The sequence below is a fragment of the Legionella sp. 27cVA30 genome (assembly GCF_024160945.1).
Lineage (GTDB): Bacteria > Pseudomonadota > Gammaproteobacteria > Legionellales > Legionellaceae > Legionella_A > Legionella_A septentrionalis.
Genome location: NZ_JAMYXK010000001.1, coordinates 1,028,302 through 1,048,258 on the forward strand (window position 1 = coordinate 1,028,302; position 19,957 = coordinate 1,048,258).

Consider the following 19,957-nt stretch of genomic DNA (forward strand, 5'->3'; position numbering starts at 1 on the left):
TCACTCACCCCAAAAGATCACACGCATAAATATCGCAACGATCTAGGTTCTGTCGACATTTATCTTAACCAAAGGGCGGTTGCAGCAATATAAATGAACGATAAAAAAGATTGAGCAAGTTTATCATATCGTGTTGCCACTCTTCTAAAATGTTTGAGTTTATTAAACATGCGTTCGATAAGGTTGCGTTCTTTATAAATATCTTTGTCATTCCGAGCCATCCACATTATACCTTCTACAAAAAGCCGGTTGTCTGATCCCCTCCGACCAGGATCCCCCGACTTACCTGGTAAGCAATCTTTAATCCTGTTCCATTCATCATCTGTAAGCATAAAACCACCATGTCATTTCTATCGCAGATTATACACAATCATCAATGTCGACAGAACCTAAAGCGTCACCGAGTAAAGAGCAATTTTATTTACATCTATGACCTTAATGTATTGCTAAAGTATTAATATTGGCATTAAACACTTGAATTTAAAAATGGCAGCTTTGCGGTGAAGCCCCCAGCAAGGTTGGGGGAAGATTAGGTAAAATGAAGTATTGAAAGAAGTCCCATCCCACGATTTAACCGTGGAATGGAAAGGCGTCACCGCTTATTTTTTCAAATATTGCAATGGGTTAACTGGCTGTCCAGCTTTGCGGATTTCGAAATGCAAGCCCCAGAAGCGGTTGTCTATTAATCCCATTTCTGCAATCACTTGCCCTGCCTTTACTTGTTGCCCTTCACGTACCAAATTACGCCAGTTGTTGCCGTAGGCAGTGAGGAATTGGTTGTTGTGTTTGATGATAATCAAATTACCGTATCCAGCGAGCCCACTACCAGCATAGGCAACTACCCCGCTTGCAGCAGCATGAATTTTTTCTCCTTTCTTGCCAGCGATATCTATCCCTTTTTTACCTTGCTGTGGAACAAATCCAGTCATTATTTTTCCATAAACAGGCCATTGCCACTGACTGTTAGAAGCGACATTTTGATGCGTAGCAGCAGGTTCCTGTTTTTTTATCACCGCTTTTGGCTGAGGCATTGGCAAATATTTTATCGGCGCACTTCTTGCTGGCAGCGGCCTTCTTGCCACTGGGGGAGGCGCAGGAATAAAGCGTTGCGTTTCCTGGAGCGGTCTTATGGGTTGGTTTATCGATGGTTGTACACGCAGCACTTGACCTACACGCAGAGTATAAGGACTGGATAAATTATTGATGGCAGCCAGCTGCCGGTAGTCTTGATCATAGCGAAAAGCGATGGCATAAAGCGTCTCGCCGCGAACAACCACATGCCTTAGAGGATGGCTGCTATTTCTGTTCCTGGCAGTTTCCCAATTTAACTCTACAACGGGCGCCAATCCAACTCTCTGCTCACATGCGGAAAGGAAAAGCGGGAGGAATAAAAAAATGATTCCCTTTCTTACTGTGCACATCTCAATATATCCATTTCATAAAAAAATAAACGATAACAAAGATTACAAGCAGCGACCAGCCGATTACATCAACATAATGCCGCAAACGCGCTTCGATACGGTTACCGGTAAAAAATAAAATTGCGGATACCAAGAAAAAACGCATCCCCCGCCCGATTACAGAGCCTATTACAAATGGCAAAAAAGCTAATTGCATAGCCCCGGCTGCAATAGTAAATACTTTATAGGGGAAAGGGGTGAAGGCTCCTAAAATTACTACCCATATCCCATAGCTTTTAAGCCATTGGCTCACATGTTGAAAATTGGCGAGCGTCGATGCACTCAGGTGCGGCTGGATCAATTCCATGCCAAACACCCCAATCAAATAACCTAAAATACCACCTAAAACGGAAAACAGCGTTGCAATAAAAGCGAAACGCCATGAACGATGGGGGGCCGCCAATCCCATGCTAATCAGCATGACATCGGGGGGTATTGGGAAAAATGAGGATTCAGCAAAGGATATGCCTGCCAGGTAATAGGGCGCATGGCGGTGTCCCGACCAAAAAATGGTTTTATCATATAAGTAGGAAAAAAGTTTCAAGATTCCCATGTTACCCCATCCATCCAAGTTGATACTTGACTAAAAATTTTGTAATTGGTCATATCCAAATGCAAAGGAGTAATGGAAACATACCCATTGCTAACCGCATAAAAATCAGTTCCTGGACCTGCTTCTGCTTCTAAACCGGGCGGACCTATCCAATAAATTGGCCGTCCACGCGGATCATACTCCTTTACGGTAGGCTCAGCACCATGACGCGTTCCCAGCCGGGTAACTTGCATGCCTTTAATTTGGTCTATAGGTAAATCCGGTACATTGATGTTAAAGATAGTTTGCGAGGGCAAGCGATGATGGTGCAGCTTTAAGATTAATTGTCGAATGATGATCGCTGCACTATCATAGTGTTGAATGTTGTCACCCACCATAGAAACAGCAATCGCCGGAAACCCCAAATGGCGCCCTTCCATGGCAGCAGCCACCGTTCCCGAATATAAAATATCATCTCCCAGATTAGCGCCTTCATTAATTCCGGAAACTACCATTTCTGCTACCGGGTCAAAAAAACCGGTTAAAGCCAGATGCACGCAGTCGGTAGGTGTTCCCTCGACGCTGTAGTAGCCATTATCCAATTCTTTTACCCGCAAAGGCCGCGATAAGGTAAGGGAGTTGCTCGCCCCGCTGCGATTTCTGTCCGGAGCCATAACTTTTAATTCAGCTATAGTCGATAATTCATGGGCTAACGCGCGCAAACCCGGGGCATATACTCCGTCATCGTTACTGACTAATATTCGCATTTCAGCCCTCTGGCGACTCTAACCATTTAACCACAGCCAAACGTTCTTTCAGTTGATACTTATTACTTTCAAGTTCCTTTTGCAATTGGGGCTGATTTTTATTTTGTTGCAAAGCCATTTCCTGTTCGGCTATGGTTTCTTGCAAACTTAAAATTTGTTTCCCATACCCTTGCGGATCACTTCTTAATTGCAAAGCCAGATTGTTCGTGCGCAAGGCGATTTTTTGTAAATGCTTGCAACTTAATTGACCGGAAGCTTGTTCAGGACATTTTTTAATTGCTTCCTGGAGTGCTTTTGGATGCATGGTATAATAGTGTTCATCTCGTGCTGCACAAGCAGCCATCCAAAATGACATCATCATGAGAATAATCCATCTAGCCATTGTCTAACTTCACCTATCATCACATTTGCAGGAAGGCTATGTTAACATTCAGAGGCTTATAAGGCTATGCAGTAGACAGGTGATTACATATTGGCTATGGTAACTGCAATTTTTACAATGGTAAGAATAAAACATGTTAGATTTTAAAACCTTGCGCAATGAAGAAACTGGAGAATGGTATATTGAAACATCCATTTGTGGAAAACATTTGCTTACCACTCCGCAATTAAACAAGGGAACAGCTTTTACACAAGAAGAGCGCCGTGCCTTTGGCTTGCTTGGAAAATTACCCAACCAGGTGGAAACTCTGGATGAGCAAGTAAAGCGCGCTTACCTGCAATTTTCCAGTTATACATCGCGATTACAGCAAAATATTTATCTCAATAATTTACATGATAAAAACCATATTCTTTTCTATAAGCTATTAAGCCGCCATACAGGCGAAATGCTTCCGGTTATTTATACGCCCATCGTGGGCACAGCCGTTAAATATTTCAGTCGTGAATACCGTCAGCCCCGCGGTTTGTACATTACCCATTCTGATCAGAACCAAATTGATGAGATTATTAATAATCGCTCCAATCCTGAAATTGATCTCATCGTAGTGACGGATGGGGAAGGTGTATTAGGAATTGGCGATCAAGGCATTGGCGGCATGGATATACCAGTCGCAAAATTAATGGTGTATAGCTTATGCGGAGGAATAGATCCCAATCGTACCTTACCGGTTTTTTTGGATGTGGGGACGAATAATCAGGAATTATTGGCCGATCCCATGTACCTGGGCTGTCGTCACCCACGCATTAGTTCAGAAAAATACGATGCTTTTGTCCGCGCGTTTGTGGAAAGTATCCATAAACAGTTTCCAAATGCTTTCCTTCACTGGGAAGACTTAGGGCGAGGCAATGCAAGGCGTATCCTTGATCAATTTCAAGACGAATTATGTACGTTTAATGATGATATTCAGGGCACAGGCGCGGTAACTTTGGCTGCCTTGCTTGCTGCGTGTGATATCACGGGAATCAGTTTGAATAATCACCGCATTGTGGTATTTGGCGCAGGATCTGCCGGCACAGGAATCAGCGATCAAATCATCGATGCATTGATGCGCGGCGGGTTAAGTGCTGAGGAAGCTCATCAACGTTTCTGGCTCGTTGACCGCCAAGGCTTGCTGATTGAGGGAGATATCGATCTCACTGAAGCACAAAAACCTTATGCCAGAAGACAAGAAGAAATCTTAAGCTGGCCGATTAATGATAAAAAATATGCATCGCTTACGGACACTATCCGTCAAGTGAAGCCCACAATATTGATTGGCTGCTCCGCGCAGCCGGGTGCATTTTCTCAAGATATTATCGAATTAATGGCACAACATTGTGAGCGGCCAATTATATTTCCCCTGTCCAATCCGGACGAAAAATGCGAGGCCCATCCCAGCAATGTATTACACTGGAGTAAAGGTACCGCCTTGATTGCGACGGGTACGGCATTTCCAGCCATCGAATATCAAAATCGTCTCTTGCATATTGCTCAGTGCAATAATGCTTTGGTTTTCCCTGGAATAGGATTAGGCATACTTTCAGTCCGTGCTTCGCGCCTTACTAAAGAAATGATTTTAGCGGCAGCGCTGGCGTTGAGTGAACTGTCACCAAGCAAGAAAGACAGCTTCCTACCTTTACTGCCTTCTTTGGATGATGCACAAACGGTGGCAAAACACATAGCCGTTGCAGTAGCACGTACAGCCATAGAATCAGGCGTAGCCCAGTGCAACCAAGATAAAAATTTGGATAAATTAATCCAGGATAGCTTCTGGGAGCCCCGCTACTTACCCTTCAGGCGAATAATACAGCCCGAAGACTAGGTTTCGTTTTGGCAGGAAAGTTGTAATTAACTTTTAAAATTAATTACAACTTTTTTCAGGATAGCGGACTTTGGCTCCCAAGGACGGGCATATTTAAAAAGCATATGGGTTTTTTCAGGATAGGATTTGCCTGCTTTTAATTTAAAAACATACACCATTTCGCCTCCAGCCCCAATCAGTTGAGTCTTCGGGGAAACGTATTGACTGCTGGTTAATTGAAAGAAATTCTTATTGTATTTCTTTATTGTCCACTGATAGCCAGTAGTAGGGTTAGCCGGCAGTTTTACCACAAATTCCCGGCTGCTGGCGCTTAAGTTAAGTGTCAATGTCTCCGCTCCTATAGCATACAAGGCTAGTGAACAGATCCACAAAAGACTACCAATGACTGTGCGCATCTTTTATATCCCGTATAACCAGACAATCATTATAACTTATGTAGTGTCGATTAAAAATCGTCATCGCCCGCCTCACATTTTGGGAGTACGCCGCACGGTGGGCTCTTTTTTTATCGTTTTGTCAATTGGAGGCGTCAGGCTATCTTCTGACAGCACTTCCACATCATCGTGCAAATTATTTTCCGGGTGGCATACCGCACAGGAATGACAGAAAAAATACCGATGCCCGCATAATACCATGCCCACCAAAAACATGGCTGCGATACCAAAACTGTTAAAGGTGATGATAGTGAGAATGGTTGCAATAAAGATTAGAACCAAGCCTAACAACTCGTGACGGTGAGACCACCAGCATCCATATGGATTATTTGTATCGTTCATAACTCCTCCCTGATTATTTTCCATAAATTACATGTATATATTAGACCATGCCTCTTAAATAAGGCAAAAATGTGGGTATGCAACATTCATTTATCTAACCTTTTTCACGAAGTTATGCAATTTGCATAATCCTTGCTAAGCTTTTTATAAAAACAACAATAATTCAGATGGATAAGACCATGATTAAAAAAATATATTCCAGCGTTCTCTTGGTTTTATTTTTGAATTTCTTAAGTTTTTCTTCTTTGGCACAGGAGCAGGTGCGTGAAATTGCCATAACAATTGACGACTTGCCTTTTGTCGGAACCACTCACAACAAACCAGGCAACTTGCAGCGCGAGCATGACCGCTTCATAAAAATAATGCAAAGCTTGATTGATCATCAAGTCCCTGCAACTGGTTTCGTGATTGCCGGCAGTATTGAACAAAACCAGTGGGCATTATTACAACAGTTCCAGGAAGCCGGGTTCACCATCGGCAACCATACTTACTCTCATGCCAACTTAAATCGCAGTGATGCTGAAAAATACATGCAGGATATTGCCAAAGCCGATGAGATTTTAACCCCTTTATTTTCCCAAGAGAAATTTTTCCGTTACCCTTATTTGGCTGAAGGCAGGGGTGATACAAAACAAAAAGTTCACGATTTTTTAAGTTCCAATCAATACAAAGTTGCGCCCGTGACTATTGATAGTAAAGATTTTCAATTTAATGAGCAATTAATGTCAATCCATTGGCGCAGCCGTGAAAAAAATCTGGAACCGATTAAGCGTCGTTATCTTAGTTATATTTGGAATCAAACGCTACGCGCTGAAAAAAAAGCCAATGGCAAACCGGTTAAACAAATACTATTGATCCATGCCAATCTGTTAAATAGCTTTTGCATGAGCGACATCATTCAAATGTATAAGGATAACGGTTATAAATTCATCACCTTAAGCGAAGCGCTTACCCCCTCCCCATCTGAGTTTAAATCCACAATTCCTTCCATCTCGGCAGCAAATAAACAGCCAATACAAAAAGAAGAGATTGCTCAAAAAGCACCCCTCAAACCATAACTTAAAAGTTGGGAGTTGCTCGTGCTGTTGTCTTGCTTCATAATCGAGCAATTCCATTTTTAAATGAGGTATGCTGATGTCCAGGCAAATATTTTGTATTAAGTTAGGTAGAGAAGCAGAGGGAATGACAGCCACACCTTTCCCCGGTCCTTTAGGGGAAAAAATCTATAATCAAATTTCCAAACAAGCTTGGAAAATGTGGCTTGATCATCAAACTATGCTGATTAATGAGTACCGTTTAAGCCTCCTTGATCCCAAAGCCCGTGAATTCCTGCGTGAAGAGATGCAAAAATATTTTTTCGGCGAAGGCTCAGAAAAACCTGCCGGGTATTCTCCTGATGGTTTGGAAGGTAAAAAGTAAAAAAATATAAAAAAAATAAAAACTCCGCTTGACTCAAAAGCATTCTCGGAGTTTAATAGCAACCTCTTGGGGCCAGATAGCTCAGTCGGTAGAGCAGAGGACTGAAAATCCTCGTGTCGGCAGTTCGATTCTGCCTCTGGCCACCATGAAAATCAAAGACTTACGTTAAATCCCACAAAATTTCCAAAATTCCATGTAGACGCAATGTAGACGACTAAATAAGGGTCTTCCCCAAATCCGGGGGCACTTCACTTATCCGCACAGCACTCTAACTCTCAACCTATAATTTTCAAAATTTCTAAATCCGTAAGCTCTTCTCTGAATCAATTTCATCTTCCGATGAAACCCTTCAGTTATTCCATTGTTCTTCGTAAAGCGAAGCATTCTAACGACTTCTTCTCTCCATTTAAATAATTTCCCATGGCGACCTTTAGGAGATGGCAGTAATTGTTCTAATTTGTTCCACATTTTGTCATCAATAACAAATCTTGACATCCATTTGCTCCATTTTCACTATGGAGGCTTTTTATCAGATTTTTAATAGTTTGAAAAACTTTAAAAACACGCCCTAATATAAATCTGTCTATTATTTGCTGTGCGTATCGGCATAATAGGCTCCTTGATTTTTGGAGTAAACCCGCATCTTGCTGCGGGTTATGGTGGAATTAATTTTGCATTGATGCAAAGAATTCTTCTGCGTTTTTTTTAATTTCTTCCTGGGATAAGTCTTTAATATGAGTCGCAATCATCCATGCATAACCGAACGGGTCGCGAACTTGTCCTGCCCGATCACCCCAGAATGTGTCTGATAGCGGCATGGTAACTTGAGCGCCGGCAGAAACAGCCTGCTCGAATACTTTGTCGGCGTCGGCTACATAAATGTATAAACTAATAGGTGATGCTCCAAGGGTTTCCGCGCTCTGCGAGCAATTACTGTTTCCTGGCATTTCATCGCCCAGCATAAGAATTGAATTTCCAATTTTTATACTGGCATGCATGATACCGTTACCATTGGGGTTGTGGAATGCATCCAATAATTCAGCGTCAAAAGCTTTTGCATAAAATTCAATGGCTTTTTGTGTATTTTTATACATGATAGTTGGGGTGATGGTGTGATATCCAGCAGGTATGCCATGCGTCATAATTTTCCTCGTGTTAGTTATTGAGTGAAAATTATAGCTTAGGTTCCAGTGATTATTGCAAATTCAAAGGAATTCTTGCCTATATGGATAAAGTCACGGAGTTTGGTGCATCGACACGCGCCTGCACATCTTCCTTGGAATAATGTCTTTTTTCATTGCATGCCAATCCAAACCAGCAACTGTTTTCAAACTGCGTTAACTCATCTAGAAGAAAGGAAGCAAAAGAGTGCACGTGATAACGTGTTTTGTCATCCGTCAGAAAATCATTCACCAGTTTTACGGCAGCGGGTAAGGAGGTTTGTTCCAGTACTTGATTTAACAAAGCAGTGGCACGTTGTTGGCCATAAGCGCCGTGACGTACCCGGGTAAAAAAACCATTAGAACCGCGGTGTGTTGCATGGCCACTATACCATTCTGCATATTTTTCCTGGGCGCTGATGATGGCGTCCTGGAATGAAATCAAAGTTAAAAATTTTGCAGAAGGGCTTTCGGCATTGGGTGCTGGTTCAAATTGCCTTTGGATAAAATGAAAAATTGCCTTTAACACGTCCAAAAAAAATTGTTTTTTTAATTGCCAGTTAGTTTTTAGCTCAGTATTTTCCAGAGTCGAATAATCTATTGTTCTTGCAGCTTGCTCTGTTAAACTGCGATGATGGATATGATTTTCGTTGCGGATAATGTTACGAAGCGCGAGCAAGTATTCTTCATAAGTGGCAAATTCCTTTATATTAAAATTAACTAAAGCAGCTGGTAAAGAACTTGCCAAATCATACTGTTGATTCTCAGCAAATACGGTGTTTTGGTTAAAGTAATGCTGTAAATATAAATTTTCTGATTGCAGCTTTTTCCATCTCTCGGCTTGTTCTTCCGGGGTTAATGGCAGCGGTAGTTCCGGTTCTTTTGTGGAAAAAGCATAAGTTGCAAAGGGAGTCTCAGCTGTGCGTTGGAACGAACCATTGTGGAGTCTGGCCGTTTCAGCGCGTTGCGTCAACTTGCTCATTTGTGCCTTGTATAAAGTTTGACTGTTTAGGTAAAAATATTGGTGAATTTTGCTTTCTGGATCATATACATGCCAAAAACTTTCAGGCGCTGGTTTCCAGGCTGTAGTTAAAAAAGAATTATTGGGATCTATATTGGCCATTTCAGCAACAGTTTGGTTGTTTTGTATGTTAAAACGTAACCACGTATTTGCTTCAACACACCAATAAGGGCCTTCAATGCATACGGTATTTGGGCTTAGATTATCCTTTAAATTTTCCGTTTGCTGGTTTTTCCCTATGTCCGCTTGTTCTTCCGGAGTTAATGGCAGCGGTAGGGGAGGTTTTTCCATAGAAAAAACATAATTTGCAAATGGAGTTTCGGCTGTACGTTGGAAGGAGTTGTTGTGAAATTTTGCCGTTTCAGTACGTTGCGACAATTTATTCGTTTGTGCTCGGTATAAGGTTTTATTGTTTAAGGAAAAATATTGATGGGTTTTACTCTCAGCATTATACACATGCCAAATGCCTTCAGGCGCAGGCTTCCAGGCTGTGGTTAACGAGGTATTGCTGGGATCTATGTTTGCCATTTCAGCAACAGCTTCGTTATTTTCTATATTAAAACGTAACCAGGCTTTTGCTTCAACACACCAATAAGGGCCTTCAATCATCAAATAAACCTCGCCGTAATGTTGTAATAAATTATAAAATAAATTGCATAAAAAATAAACATGAAGTAAGTAAACTAAGCGAACGTTTCGTAACTCGATATATCGACAGGAAATATAGGATGTGTATTTGCCATTATCCCTGACAAGCTATTGCATGGGCATCCGGGTGAATTAATTAAAAGTCCAGCCCAGAAGCAACGCAGCATAATAATGTGTTGTACCTTGCTCACCATTCCAATGCTGGGTTATTGGTATGGAAATTCCAAGCTGCGCGGTGAATTTTTGCGTGGAAAACCAGACTGAAGGAGTGATATAAACAATATTTCCACCGGAATTAGGATCATACTGGCCGAAAATTTTATCTTTTTCGCTGTATTGGCCGTCCAATTCCAGCAGCGCTGAAAAAATATAACGGTTGGAAGCGCTGTAAAGATTTTTACCTAAACCCGTTTGATACCAGTATTGTGTACCCAAATGGGCATTGTCGGATGCTTCAATCAATAAAACCCCGGGCGAGGCAAACCACCACCAATCAACAAACATTTCATTATAAGTGGTACCCAAAAAATAGCTTGGTGCGCCAAATCCTGTCGGTGGATTTTTTTTAAGAGAGCCCGTGGGAGCGCTAATTGCTGCTACAACGGTGGCTTGTTTGCTGGCTTTAGCATTATTTGCATTGTAAAACGCATATTCCCCTTGAATGGATGCATCGGCTATCCCTGATGAACGGCTGTCTTGTGCGCTATAGTTTGCTGCGACCGGAATATTGACAAGAATGGATGCGTTATCAGTTATGCCATACAAGAAAGCAGGAACTACAGTGAGCAGGTTCTGGGTCGTGCTGGAAAGATAGTTGGTTTCTAAAAAAAATTGCAGTTGATTTTTATTGATAATATTTTGCCCAAATGAGAAAAAAGGGCCTGGCTGTTGCGATTCGCCTAAGGCAAAATTATTAATGCTGGGAGGTTTTATGGCAGGCACTGAAATTGCCTCCACATCCATGGTAAATAACAAAGCAGCTAAAAAATGGCCAAAGACAAGGTGATGGGTTTTATTTTTAAACATAGCAGCCGACAAAATAATATCCTTTTAAAGGTTATTGACCTTATTCCCCAATGCGGTTGTCTTCTTTTTCACCAAAAATAGCGGAAGGGTGAGTATAATATTTAAACTCAAGTAAATTATTACTTGGATCTTGCAGAAAGAAACTTTGGTGTTCAATTTTAGAATGAGCAAATCGGGTTTTTAAAGGGATTGCAAAAGAAATTTTTTGCGTATTTATTCGTTCAATGAACAGATTAAACTCTATTTTCTCAAGAAAGATTAAGCCAAAATGTCTAGGATATATGCTGCCTTGCTCTGCAAGTGGTGCGTCCACTTTATGCGCGACGATTTGGTGCGGGCCGAATTGAAAAATTAATGCACTCGCTGATTCTCGTCCCAATGCAAAGCCAAGCTGCTGGTGATAAAACTGTTTGGCCAGTGCAAAATCATGCACCGGGAAAGCCAGATGAAACAGTGCGTTCATAATGATATCCATTGCCGTATGTGTACCTTATAGCAATTTTCATGAGAATAAAACAACTCTTATTTGCTGTGCCGTACGGATGATATGCGTTTTAAAATAAAAAATTTATGGCATTGAAATTGGTTCATTTTGCATAATTTGTATACAATTATATGATAAAACGGTTAAATTGCTGCCTATGTAATGAAAATTTATTCCAAGGATAGTCAAACAGTTTTCATCCCTCAGTCGGGCCTGGGCTTTACTTTGTTTGAAATTTTACTGGTTTTTGCCCTGGTGGCTACGTTAGCTCTCATTGTGACTCCCATCTATCAACAATCTTCTTATCGAACAAAAATTGATCGCACAATTGCGGATATTAAAGAAATAGAAACAGCCATAGAAAATTATTATGTTGACAATGGCTATAAATATCCTGCGAGCCTTACCGAAATAAATATGAACAACAAACTTGATCCTTGGGGACACCCTTATCAGTACTTAAATATTGCAAGTTTACCAGATAAGGGAAATAACCCTAAAACGCGTAAAGATAAAAATTTGTACCCTTTGAATTCAGATTATGATCTCTACAGTATGGGAGAAGACGGTAAGACGGATTTATCACTTACTTCAGAAGTTAGCGAAGATGATGTCATTCGTGCAAATAATGGCAGCTATGTGGGATTAGGCGAAAATTATTAATTAAGGTTAACGATGAAAATTGAATTAAAATTCTTTCACAGTCGTGTTGCCCGCAGAATTTTTTTGCTGTTCGTCGTTTCCGCATTAATTCCTGTCATCTTACTTGCGCTTTTTCAATTCATGCAAATGGATCGCCAACTTAAAGAAAAAAGTCATATGCAATTGCGCCAGGATGTTAAAAATATGGGGATGCAATTGATTGGCCAATTATTTAATCTGGAAAGTCAGATAAATTTATTAGGACGCGGTTTGGAAACGGCATTAGCTGAAAAAAAGCTGCCTGCAAAGAGTGGGCATTGGGCGCAATTAGCTCCGGATTTTACCGCACTAACTGTAATGAATCTTGATACGAAGCCGGTTTCGTTAAAAGGGAAACTACTTTCTTTGCCTAAGAAAATGCCGGCCCTACCTCTGCATGGTACCTGGATAAGCTTGAGTAACGTGCCAAACAGCGGGGATAAACAAGTACTCTTGGTTCATAAAGTAGACTTCGGGCATTTTTTAATTGGCGAAGTGCAATTAGATTGGAATTTTGATTTACACCCGGGTGCATTGATTTGGGTTTTAAATTATGACAGGCAAGTGGTTTATACCAATAGCCCTACTTCTGTGCCTCCACAGTTATCGCAATATATGGCAAACCAAGATACAGGAACCTTTACCTGGAGCTTTAATGACCGAAATTACCTGGTGGGCTACTGGCATTTATTCTTAAGAGAGCGCCTGCACAGTGGTAAATGGCTGGTCGTATTAGCAGAACCTGAAACAAATATTTTTGTGCAGGCGCAAAAATTATATTTAATTTTTCTCCCTACCATTCTTTTTGCATTGATTTTAAGCATGTTGTTAAGTCAAGCTCAAATTCGCCGCATTTTAGTGCCTCTGGAAGAACTGAGCAAAGCCACCCGCAGAGTTGCCAGGCGTGATTTTACGCCGATGGTGACTGTAAAAAGTAATGATGAATTCGAGGAGCTGGCGGAAGCATTTAATAAAATGTCCAAGCGTTTGCAACATCAGTTTAAAACATTATCCATTATGTCTTCCCTGGACCAGGCTATCTTGTCCACGCAAGACGCCGAAGAAATATTGCACATCATTTTTAAAGAATTGGATGAGTTGGTGGATTATGATTTATTGATATTAGGTGTACTGGAGCGGGACGATGAACATGCCATGCAATTGATGATTGATTCTCCTGTCTATGAAATACCCAAAGTTCAAAAAGCATTTATTTCCGATAGCGAAATTGAAGCGTTGCGCAATAATAAGAATATTATTTTAAATTTAGCCGAAGCAGATCCCCCGGGTTATCTGAATGTATTGGCGCAATATCATATGCAGCATACGCTGATTTTTCCCATACTGCATCGTACGCAGCCGGTAGCCATCATTTGTTTGGGATTTGCCAATGCAGCCGCGCTCAAGGAATGCCGCACAGAAGAATTGGCTGACATTTTTTACCGGGCGGCCGTCGCATTTACCTACGCAGAATGGGAAGAACGTTTATACAGGCAAGCTCATTATGATGATTTGACCAATTTACCCAACCGTTTGTTTTTGCGAGACGAAATGAATCAGGCATTGGAACGGGCATCGCTTTATGGCAAGCATTGCGTTCTCATGTTTATTGATTTGGATAATTTTAAAGATATTAATGATACGCTGGGCCATGCCGTGGGCGATCGTTTTTTAAATAAAGTTGCGCATCGCATGCACAATGTAATTGGCAAATACGGTCTTCTTGCCCGGATAGGGGGGGACGAATTCACATTATTGATGGGGGATTTAGCCAATAAGGAAACTGCAAAACAAAAAGCAACGGAAGCTGCAGAAGCGCTTTTGCATTCTTTCTTGAGATCTTTTTATCTTGGGGAAGTTGAATATCACGCATCGGCGAGCGTTGGCATCGTATTTTATCCTGATGATTGCAAAACCAGCGATGAGCTTTTCAAATTTGCCGATATGTCGATGTATGAAGCTAAAAAAATGGGTAAAAATAATTATGTTTTTTTCTCGGCGCAATTGGAAACAAGCATTCGCGAGCGTAATCAACTCATGCAGGAAATGCATACAGCACTGGAAGAAGAACAATTTATTGTGTACTTCCAACCTAAGGTAAACAGTAAAAAAGGAGAATTAGTTGGTGCGGAAGCTTTAATCCGCTGGCAGCATCCCACTCGCGGCCTTCTGTTTCCTGATTTATTCATGCCTTTGGCAGAAGAATCCAATTTGATTTTTTCCATAGGCGAATGGGTGGTGCAGGCAGCCTGTAAGCAATTATACACATGGAAAAAACAAGGCTATAAATTATCTACCTTGGCGCTTAATATTACCGCCAAGCAGTTTACGCAAAAAGATTTGGGAAACCGCATCCAGCGCATTATTGAACAAACAGGCATTAGTCCGAAGGATTTAGAGTTCGAGGTGACCGAAAGTGCTTTTATTGCCAATTTTGATGAAAGCAATTTGATCCTTAACCAGTTAAGCTGGTTAGGTTGCCGTTTATCTTTGGATGATTTTGGTACGGGTTATTCTTCCATGCATTACTTGCATAAATTGCATCTTGATACAATGAAAATTGATCGAATTTTCATAACTAGTCTTCCAGACGATAAAAAAAATATCAGCATTATCAAAGCTATTATCACTTTAGCAAAAAATCTTAATTTGGAATTGGTGGCAGAAGGAGTAGAAACAAAAGCCCAATCTGAATTATTGTGTGAGCTTGGTTGTGCTATTCAGCAGGGGTTTTATTTCAGTAAGCCTTTGCCGGCAGATGAATTTGAATCTAAATTCTTAATGAAACAGTGATTAAACAAGAATGAGAAATAAGGCAAGGCTAAATTAAAGCTTGGGTGCGAAATGTCAAGCTCACAATCATTGAATTATATTTTCTCTACATGTCAATTATTGGTTTTATCGGCTGTTATTTTGCATGGGAAGAAGCTCTAAAACTACCATATTGTTCCTGTGCTGGCTAGAAGCTTCTTCGCCAATAAAACATCACCAGGGAGTGCCGCCACAACAACTCGGAGCTGCGTAGTTGAAACTGTAAGCACTGCCTCCGCATACATCGCAGCCTGTATTAAATCCGCAGGCACTGAGCGTGAGTGCAGCCGTGGTTAGGCAAATCACTAAAAAGAATCTTTTCATCATCTTCCTTGATTAATTCTTGTATATTAATACTACTTTATGTGTATATATTTTGCAAATAAGGCTTGAACTGTCAATTTATAAAAGCATCAGCTACGCTATTTAAATAAATAAAAAAGAGAAAATACTTATGAAACAAGGACGTAAGAGCGATACTGATAAGCAGTTCGCCAAGGGAGCTCAAGCCATTCAAGAAAATTTTGCTGCCATCATGGGGAAAATGAAAGAGCAGATGGTTTCTTTGGAAGATGCTATCTTTGCAAAAGATGCAAAAACACGCGCTGAATTGTTGGACCGCATCTTTCATGCCAATCTGGGAATGATGACTACCGGTTTGTCTCCGGCTGCATTGACAGTGGCTTATACCGATTGGCTAGCGCATCTTGCCATTGCCCCCAATAAGCGATTAGAGCTTGCGGAACTTGCGTTTAAACAATTGGCAGACTTTTATAAGAATGTAAGTGAATATCTTTTTGTCCGAGAGACGGCATGTTTCGATATAAAAGATAAACGGCTAAAGCACCGGTTTCAAAGCGATGAATGGAAAGCATGGCCTTTTTGTGCCATTGCACAGGGCTTTTTAAATCTTGAGGAATGGTGGCGGGAAGCCCTCGACATACGCGGTGTCGCAAGAAACCATAAGGATTTAATTTCTTTTGTCTGCTACCAATGGCTGGACGCGTTTTCACCTGAGAATAATATTTTTTTAAATCCAGATGTCATTAAAAAAACGTTGCAAACCAAGGGGCAAAATTTAATTGACGGTTGGCAAAATTGGCAAGAAGATTTTTGGAGATATCTTAAAGGCGAAAGGATAGCAGGCACCGAGAATTTTATTGTCGGTAAAGATGTGGCTGTCACTAAAGGTAAAGTCGTTTTCCGTAATGAGCTTTTTGAGCTTATTCAATACCAAGCCCAAACAAAAACGGTGTATCCGGAGCCTATGCTCATCATTCCGGCGTGGATCATGAAATATTATATCCTTGATCTATCGCCACAAAATTCTCTCGTCGATTTCATGGTGAAAAGAGGGCATACCGTTTTTATGATTTCATGGAAAAATCCAGACGCACATTATCGAAATTACGGTATGGAAGATTATTTAAAGAAAGGCATTTTGCAAGCGATGGATGTAGTGACCGATATCAGCGGGCAAGAGCAAATTCATGCCACTGGATATTGCATTGGTGGTACTATATTAACCATGGCGGCATCCTATATGGCTCGTCATAAAAATCGCCACTTAAAGACGATAACCTTGTTTGCTGCGCAAACAGATTTCGAAGAAGCGGGCGAGTTGATGACTTTCATTGATGAAAATCAACTTTGTTATCTGGAAGACATCATGTTTTCCCAAGGGTATTTACGCGGCGATCAAATGTCTGCTGCTTTCGAGTTATTGCGTTCCAAAGAATTAATTTGGTCTAAAGGGGTTGGACGCTATTTACTGGGGGAAAGGCAGCCGTTAAAGGATTTATTGGCATGGAACTCGGATGTCACTCGTCTGCCGTATAAATTACATGCCCAATATTTACGCTACTTTCATTTGAATAATGATTTTGTCAAAGGCGAATATAAAATCGATGGAAAATTAATCGCTTTGGAAGACATCAGGTTGCCTCTTTTTGTTGTGGCAACGGAAAAAGATCACATCGCTCCCTGGAAGTCGGTGTACAAAATACATCTTTACACCAAATGGACCGATATAACGTTTGTTTTGACGAATAAAGGTCACAACGGCGGTATCATTGCAGAGCCAGGGCATGACAATCGCAGTTACCGAATTGGTAAAACCGAAGCGGCTTCTCACTATAAAACGCCCGAAGATTGGTATGACGAGCAATCCAGCCACCCGGGTTCTTGGTGGCCGGTATGGCACGAATGGATTGCTGCTTACTCGGGCACAAAGATTTCTCCTCCAAGGCTTGGAAATCCCGAAAAAGGATACAAACCAATTTGCAATGCTCCAGGCCGGTACGTAAAAGAACGCTAAAGCTCACTATTTCTTTTGTTTGCCTATTTTGAGTTTTCCAGTTTGGCAGAAAGAGTAATCTTGGCATTGAATAACTTGGAAACCGGACAGCCTTCTTTCGCATTGCGGGCGGCCCGCTCAAAGGTCTCCTGGGTAGCATTGGGTATGACTGCGTTTAAAGTTAAATGCACAGCCGTAATGGCAAATCCATTGTCTGTTTTCTCAAGGGTAACGGCGGCGCTAGTATTGATAGAATCTGCCTGCAAACCTTCTTTTTCCAATTGACCGGATAAGGCCATAGAAAAGCATCCGGCATGAGCCGCTGCCAATAATTCTTCCGGATTCGTGCCTTTACCTTCTTCGAAACGATCGTGAAATGAGTAAGGCGTATCTGCAAGAATCCCGCTTGCTGATGAAAGAGTCCCTTTTCCATTTTTTAACCCGCCCTGCCAGTGCGCTGTTGCTTTCCGTTCCATTTTAATTCTCCTTAAGTGGTGTTTGCATAGTGTAGTAATAGTTTCGGAAAATTTAAACAGCATGGCCATGCGTTTCTTTTCAAGATGTCACGCCATGGTATGTCTTTATCTCGTAAATGTGCCAAGGAGATAGACAAGTGTTGCTGTCTCGTTTAATGACACGTCCATTTCATGGCATTCATAATAGAATAGATTTCGTTATCGCCTACTACGATGTGGTCCAATAACCGCGTATCAATAAGTTCCAGAGCGCATTGTAGTTTTGCTGTCACAGCAAGATCATAATCGCTGGCGTCCGATAAGCCGGATGGGTGATTGTGCGCTAAAATAAGGGCTGCAGCATTTAGCTGCAACGTGCGCTCGATAATTGGGCGAGGATGTATGGTTGCTGAATTGATGGTGCCGGTAAATAATTCTTCATAAGTGATGATGCGATGTTGGCTATCCAGGAAGAGGGCTGCAAATGTTTCATTTTTTTTATCGCGCAATTGCCGTTTTAAATAGGCATAAGTTTGATTTGAATTTGTTAGCGCGAAATTTTTTTGCAGGCTGATAAAATCGCTGCGACGGCACATTTCCTTCGCTGCTTGCAATTGTACGTAGCGCACCATCCCAAGCCCTGCGATTTGTTTGAATGCATGCAAATCGCAATTGAGCAAAGAACGCAAATCGCCTAGATGTGTCAATAAATCCTGAGCTAATGTCATGCAGGATTTTTTAGGACTGCCAGAACTGATAAAAGCCGCGAGCAACTCAATGTCGGCCAGGCTTTGCGCGCCGCATAAGAGTAATTTTTCGCGCACGCGCAAGCCGCGGGCGAGGTCGTGGTTGGTCATGATAATTCCTTTATAGCGAGGTTGATGTTTTGATCATATACTTTGCCCTACCATGCAAAGCATAAGCAGTATTTTTAATCCGAAACAGATCATCATGCAAGATTTTGAAAATAAAAAGATTGTCCTTGGTATTTGCGGTGGGATCGCCGCTTATAAATCAGCCTACCTGATACGTGAGCTAACCCGTTTGGGAGCCGAAGTGCGGGTGGTGATGACCGAGTCGGCCAAACAATTTATTACACCCATGACTTTGCAAGCGCTCAGCGGCAATGAAGTGCGTTCAGAATTGTTTGATCCACAAGCCGAACGAGCCATGGGGCATATTGAGCTGGCGCGCTGGGCAGATTTGCTGCTCATTGCCCCGGCCTCGGCAAATTGTCTGGCAAAAATGGCGCATGGTTTGGCGGATGATTTGCTGTCCACCTTGTATTTGGTTGCGGAAACGCCGGTATTGGTTTGTCCTGCGATGAACCGCAGCATGTGGAAACATCCTGCCACCCAGGAGAATTGCGCATTGTTAAGCCAGCGCGGGGCTATGATTATTGGTCCTGAGGAAGGCATGCAGGCCTGCGGTGAAGAAGGGATTGGCCGGATGAGCGAAGTGGAGAATATCATTACCGCACTGCGGTTTTATCCGCTTAGAAATTTGCTGCAAGGGCAAAAAATTATGATCACTGCCGGGCCAACGCGGGAAGCAATTGATCCAGTGCGTTATTTAACCAACCGCAGCTCAGGCAAAATGGGCTATGCTCTGGCACAAGCGGCATGCATGGCGGGGGCGGAAGTTCTTTTGATAAGCGGCCCGACTGCTCTGCAACCACCGGTGGGGGTGCGGTTTTCTGGTGTTGAATCAGCACAGGAAATGTTTGCAGCCGTGACGCAGCATTTTGAGCCAGGAATGATATTTATAGGCGCGGCCGCAGTGGCTGATTATCGTGTAGAAACCCCATCGGTTAAAAAACTTAAAAAAAACGAACAGACTTCCTTGACGTGTCATCTGTCGTTAAACCCGGACATTCTCGCAGCAATTGCCGCGAGCAAAAAGGCTAAATTTGTCATTGGTTTTGCGGCGGAAACAAATGATGTCATCATCCATGCGAAAGAAAAATTAAAAAATAAACAATTGGATATGATTATAGCCAACCAAGTAGGTGCTGGCATTGGTTTTGATAGTGACGATAATCAAGTGACGGTACTGACCTCTGAAACGCAAAAAGTCTTACCCTTCACCCACAAAGCAAGAATTGCAGGGCAAATTGTTGCAATCCTTGCTGCAAGCTTGCAAAATGCCGCATTATAAAGCGAAGAGGACGTATTTTGT

19 protein-coding genes, 1 tRNA gene and 3 pseudogenes are annotated in these 19,957 nt (G+C 41.8%); 8 read left to right on the forward strand and 15 right to left on the reverse strand.

Going from position 1 to position 19,957, the window contains the following annotated elements; all coding sequences use genetic code 11:
* Window positions 1–59: 59 nt before the first annotated feature.
* The 6 genes and pseudogenes from NKV53_RS04595 to NKV53_RS04620 form a co-directional block, all read right to left on the reverse strand.
* Window positions 60–209: pseudogene (locus NKV53_RS04595) on the reverse strand (transposase); the annotation flags it as partial.
* Between the two features lie 3 nt (window positions 210–212).
* Window positions 213–332 (reverse strand): annotated as a pseudogene (locus NKV53_RS04600) (transposase); the annotation flags it as partial.
* 267 nt (window positions 333–599) lie between these two features.
* Window positions 600–1,421 (reverse strand): peptidoglycan DD-metalloendopeptidase family protein, encoded by an 822-nt coding sequence (locus NKV53_RS04605; RefSeq protein ID WP_126954798.1) that lies wholly within the window; start codon window positions 1,419–1,421, stop codon window positions 600–602.
* 1 nt (window position 1,422) lies between these two features.
* Entirely contained in the window at window positions 1,423–2,013 is a 591-nt protein-coding gene (locus NKV53_RS04610; RefSeq protein WP_199737832.1) for a YqaA family protein, read from the reverse strand.
* On the reverse strand, window positions 2,001–2,759 hold the full coding sequence (surE, locus tag NKV53_RS04615; protein ID WP_126954799.1) for a 5'/3'-nucleotidase SurE: 759 nt from the start codon (window positions 2,757–2,759) through the stop codon (window positions 2,001–2,003). The genes NKV53_RS04610 and surE overlap by 13 nt, the downstream gene beginning before the upstream one ends.
* 1 nt (window position 2,760) lies before the next feature.
* Complete coding sequence (locus NKV53_RS04620) at window positions 2,761–3,141, reverse strand: hypothetical protein (RefSeq protein WP_127033014.1); 381 nt, start codon at window positions 3,139–3,141, stop codon at window positions 2,761–2,763.
* Between the two features lie 133 nt (window positions 3,142–3,274).
* Here NKV53_RS04620 and NKV53_RS04625 point away from each other — a divergent pair, with 133 nt between their 5' ends.
* Complete coding sequence (locus tag NKV53_RS04625) at window positions 3,275–5,002, forward strand: NAD-dependent malic enzyme (RefSeq protein WP_127033012.1); 1,728 nt, start codon at window positions 3,275–3,277, stop codon at window positions 5,000–5,002.
* Between the two features lie 26 nt (window positions 5,003–5,028).
* Here NKV53_RS04625 and NKV53_RS04630 read toward each other — a convergent pair whose 3' ends face one another.
* Both NKV53_RS04630 and NKV53_RS04635 read right to left on the reverse strand, forming a co-directional pair.
* Window positions 5,029–5,397 (reverse strand): protease inhibitor I42 family protein, encoded by a 369-nt coding sequence (locus NKV53_RS04630; protein WP_126954802.1) that lies wholly within the window; start codon window positions 5,395–5,397, stop codon window positions 5,029–5,031.
* A gap of 72 nt (window positions 5,398–5,469) precedes the next feature.
* On the reverse strand, window positions 5,470–5,778 hold the full coding sequence (locus NKV53_RS04635) for a hypothetical protein (protein ID WP_127033010.1): 309 nt from the start codon (window positions 5,776–5,778) through the stop codon (window positions 5,470–5,472).
* Between the two features lie 179 nt (window positions 5,779–5,957).
* Between NKV53_RS04635 and NKV53_RS04640 the strand changes: the two genes are divergently transcribed.
* The 3 genes from NKV53_RS04640 (at window position 5,958) to NKV53_RS04650 (ending at window position 7,343) form a co-directional block, all read left to right on the forward strand.
* Window positions 5,958–6,836: a polysaccharide deacetylase family protein gene (locus NKV53_RS04640; RefSeq protein WP_126954804.1), complete on the forward strand. Its 879-nt coding sequence runs from the start codon at window positions 5,958–5,960 to the stop codon at window positions 6,834–6,836.
* Window positions 6,837–6,912: 76 nt separating this feature from the next.
* Complete coding sequence (locus NKV53_RS04645; protein WP_126954805.1) at window positions 6,913–7,197, forward strand: oxidative damage protection protein; 285 nt, start codon at window positions 6,913–6,915, stop codon at window positions 7,195–7,197.
* A gap of 70 nt (window positions 7,198–7,267) precedes the next feature.
* A tRNA-Phe gene (locus tag NKV53_RS04650) sits at window positions 7,268–7,343 on the forward strand.
* Window positions 7,344–7,449: 106 nt separating this feature from the next.
* Here the strand turns inward: NKV53_RS04650 and NKV53_RS04655 are convergent.
* From NKV53_RS04655 to NKV53_RS04675, 5 genes and pseudogenes are all read right to left on the reverse strand, one after another.
* Window positions 7,450–7,611: pseudogene (locus NKV53_RS04655) on the reverse strand (transposase); the annotation flags it as partial.
* Window positions 7,612–7,862: 251 nt separating this feature from the next.
* On the reverse strand, window positions 7,863–8,339 hold the full coding sequence (locus NKV53_RS04660; RefSeq protein WP_253350766.1) for a glyoxalase/bleomycin resistance/extradiol dioxygenase family protein: 477 nt from the start codon (window positions 8,337–8,339) through the stop codon (window positions 7,863–7,865).
* 79 nt (window positions 8,340–8,418) lie between these two features.
* Window positions 8,419–9,987 (reverse strand): hypothetical protein, encoded by a 1,569-nt coding sequence (locus tag NKV53_RS04665; RefSeq protein ID WP_126954682.1) that lies wholly within the window; start codon window positions 9,985–9,987, stop codon window positions 8,419–8,421.
* Between the two features lie 171 nt (window positions 9,988–10,158).
* Window positions 10,159–11,064 (reverse strand): hypothetical protein, encoded by a 906-nt coding sequence (locus NKV53_RS04670; protein WP_233581895.1) that lies wholly within the window; start codon window positions 11,062–11,064, stop codon window positions 10,159–10,161.
* Between the two features lie 28 nt (window positions 11,065–11,092).
* Window positions 11,093–11,515, reverse strand: coding sequence for a VOC family protein (locus tag NKV53_RS04675; RefSeq protein ID WP_126954683.1), 423 nt, complete (start codon window positions 11,513–11,515; stop codon window positions 11,093–11,095).
* 183 nt (window positions 11,516–11,698) lie between these two features.
* Between NKV53_RS04675 and NKV53_RS04680 the strand changes: the two genes are divergently transcribed.
* From NKV53_RS04680 to NKV53_RS04690, 3 genes are all read left to right on the forward strand, one after another.
* Window positions 11,699–12,199, forward strand: a complete 501-nt coding sequence (locus NKV53_RS04680) for a prepilin-type cleavage/methylation domain-containing protein (protein WP_126954684.1) — start codon at window positions 11,699–11,701, stop codon at window positions 12,197–12,199.
* Window positions 12,200–12,211: 12 nt separating this feature from the next.
* On the forward strand, window positions 12,212–15,010 hold the full coding sequence (locus NKV53_RS04685; RefSeq protein ID WP_253350768.1) for an EAL domain-containing protein: 2,799 nt from the start codon (window positions 12,212–12,214) through the stop codon (window positions 15,008–15,010).
* A gap of 472 nt (window positions 15,011–15,482) precedes the next feature.
* Window positions 15,483–17,345 (forward strand): alpha/beta hydrolase, encoded by a 1,863-nt coding sequence (locus NKV53_RS04690; RefSeq protein WP_233581897.1) that lies wholly within the window; start codon window positions 15,483–15,485, stop codon window positions 17,343–17,345.
* Window positions 17,346–17,368: 23 nt separating this feature from the next.
* On the opposite strand, the gene NKV53_RS04695 is transcribed toward NKV53_RS04690, so the two are convergent.
* Window positions 17,369–17,800: an OsmC family protein gene (locus NKV53_RS04695; RefSeq protein WP_126954686.1), complete on the reverse strand. Its 432-nt coding sequence runs from the start codon at window positions 17,798–17,800 to the stop codon at window positions 17,369–17,371.
* A 152-nt stretch (window positions 17,801–17,952) separates the two neighbouring features.
* On the reverse strand, window positions 17,953–18,639 hold the full coding sequence (gene radC, locus NKV53_RS04700) for a DNA repair protein RadC (protein ID WP_371923173.1): 687 nt from the start codon (window positions 18,637–18,639) through the stop codon (window positions 17,953–17,955).
* A gap of 91 nt (window positions 18,640–18,730) precedes the next feature.
* Between radC and coaBC the strand changes: the two genes are divergently transcribed.
* Window positions 18,731–19,936, forward strand: a complete 1,206-nt coding sequence (coaBC, locus tag NKV53_RS04705; RefSeq protein ID WP_126954688.1) for a bifunctional phosphopantothenoylcysteine decarboxylase/phosphopantothenate--cysteine ligase CoaBC — start codon at window positions 18,731–18,733, stop codon at window positions 19,934–19,936.
* Window positions 19,937–19,957: the final 21 nt, after the last annotated feature.

Bases quoted from the DNA above. Each gene is read 5' to 3' on its own strand.
- NKV53_RS04635 (WP_127033010.1), bottom strand. From the start codon at position 5,778: ATGAACGATACAAATAATCCATATGGATGCTGGTGGTCTCACCGTCAC.
- coaBC (WP_126954688.1), top strand. From the start codon at position 18,731: ATGCAAGATTTTGAAAATAAAAAGATTGTCCTTGGTATTTGCGGTGGG.
- NKV53_RS04695 (WP_126954686.1), bottom strand. From the start codon at position 17,800: ATGGAACGGAAAGCAACAGCGCACTGGCAGGGCGGGTTAAAAAATGGA.
- NKV53_RS04605 (WP_126954798.1), bottom strand. From the start codon at position 1,421: ATGTGCACAGTAAGAAAGGGAATCATTTTTTTATTCCTCCCGCTTTTC.
- NKV53_RS04660 (WP_253350766.1), bottom strand. From the start codon at position 8,339: ATGACGCATGGCATACCTGCTGGATATCACACCATCACCCCAACTATC.
- NKV53_RS04625 (WP_127033012.1), top strand. From the start codon at position 3,275: ATGTTAGATTTTAAAACCTTGCGCAATGAAGAAACTGGAGAATGGTAT.
- NKV53_RS04610 (WP_199737832.1), bottom strand. From the start codon at position 2,013: ATGGGAATCTTGAAACTTTTTTCCTACTTATATGATAAAACCATTTTT.
- NKV53_RS04640 (WP_126954804.1), top strand. From the start codon at position 5,958: ATGATTAAAAAAATATATTCCAGCGTTCTCTTGGTTTTATTTTTGAAT.
- NKV53_RS04630 (WP_126954802.1), bottom strand. From the start codon at position 5,397: ATGCGCACAGTCATTGGTAGTCTTTTGTGGATCTGTTCACTAGCCTTG.
- NKV53_RS04685 (WP_253350768.1), top strand. From the start codon at position 12,212: ATGAAAATTGAATTAAAATTCTTTCACAGTCGTGTTGCCCGCAGAATT.
- NKV53_RS04620 (WP_127033014.1), bottom strand. From the start codon at position 3,141: ATGGCTAGATGGATTATTCTCATGATGATGTCATTTTGGATGGCTGCT.
- NKV53_RS04645 (WP_126954805.1), top strand. From the start codon at position 6,913: ATGTCCAGGCAAATATTTTGTATTAAGTTAGGTAGAGAAGCAGAGGGA.
- NKV53_RS04665 (WP_126954682.1), bottom strand. From the start codon at position 9,987: ATGATTGAAGGCCCTTATTGGTGTGTTGAAGCAAAAGCCTGGTTACGT.
- NKV53_RS04675 (WP_126954683.1), bottom strand. From the start codon at position 11,515: ATGAACGCACTGTTTCATCTGGCTTTCCCGGTGCATGATTTTGCACTG.
- NKV53_RS04680 (WP_126954684.1), top strand. From the start codon at position 11,699: ATGAAAATTTATTCCAAGGATAGTCAAACAGTTTTCATCCCTCAGTCG.
- NKV53_RS04690 (WP_233581897.1), top strand. From the start codon at position 15,483: ATGAAACAAGGACGTAAGAGCGATACTGATAAGCAGTTCGCCAAGGGA.
- surE (WP_126954799.1), bottom strand. From the start codon at position 2,759: ATGCGAATATTAGTCAGTAACGATGACGGAGTATATGCCCCGGGTTTG.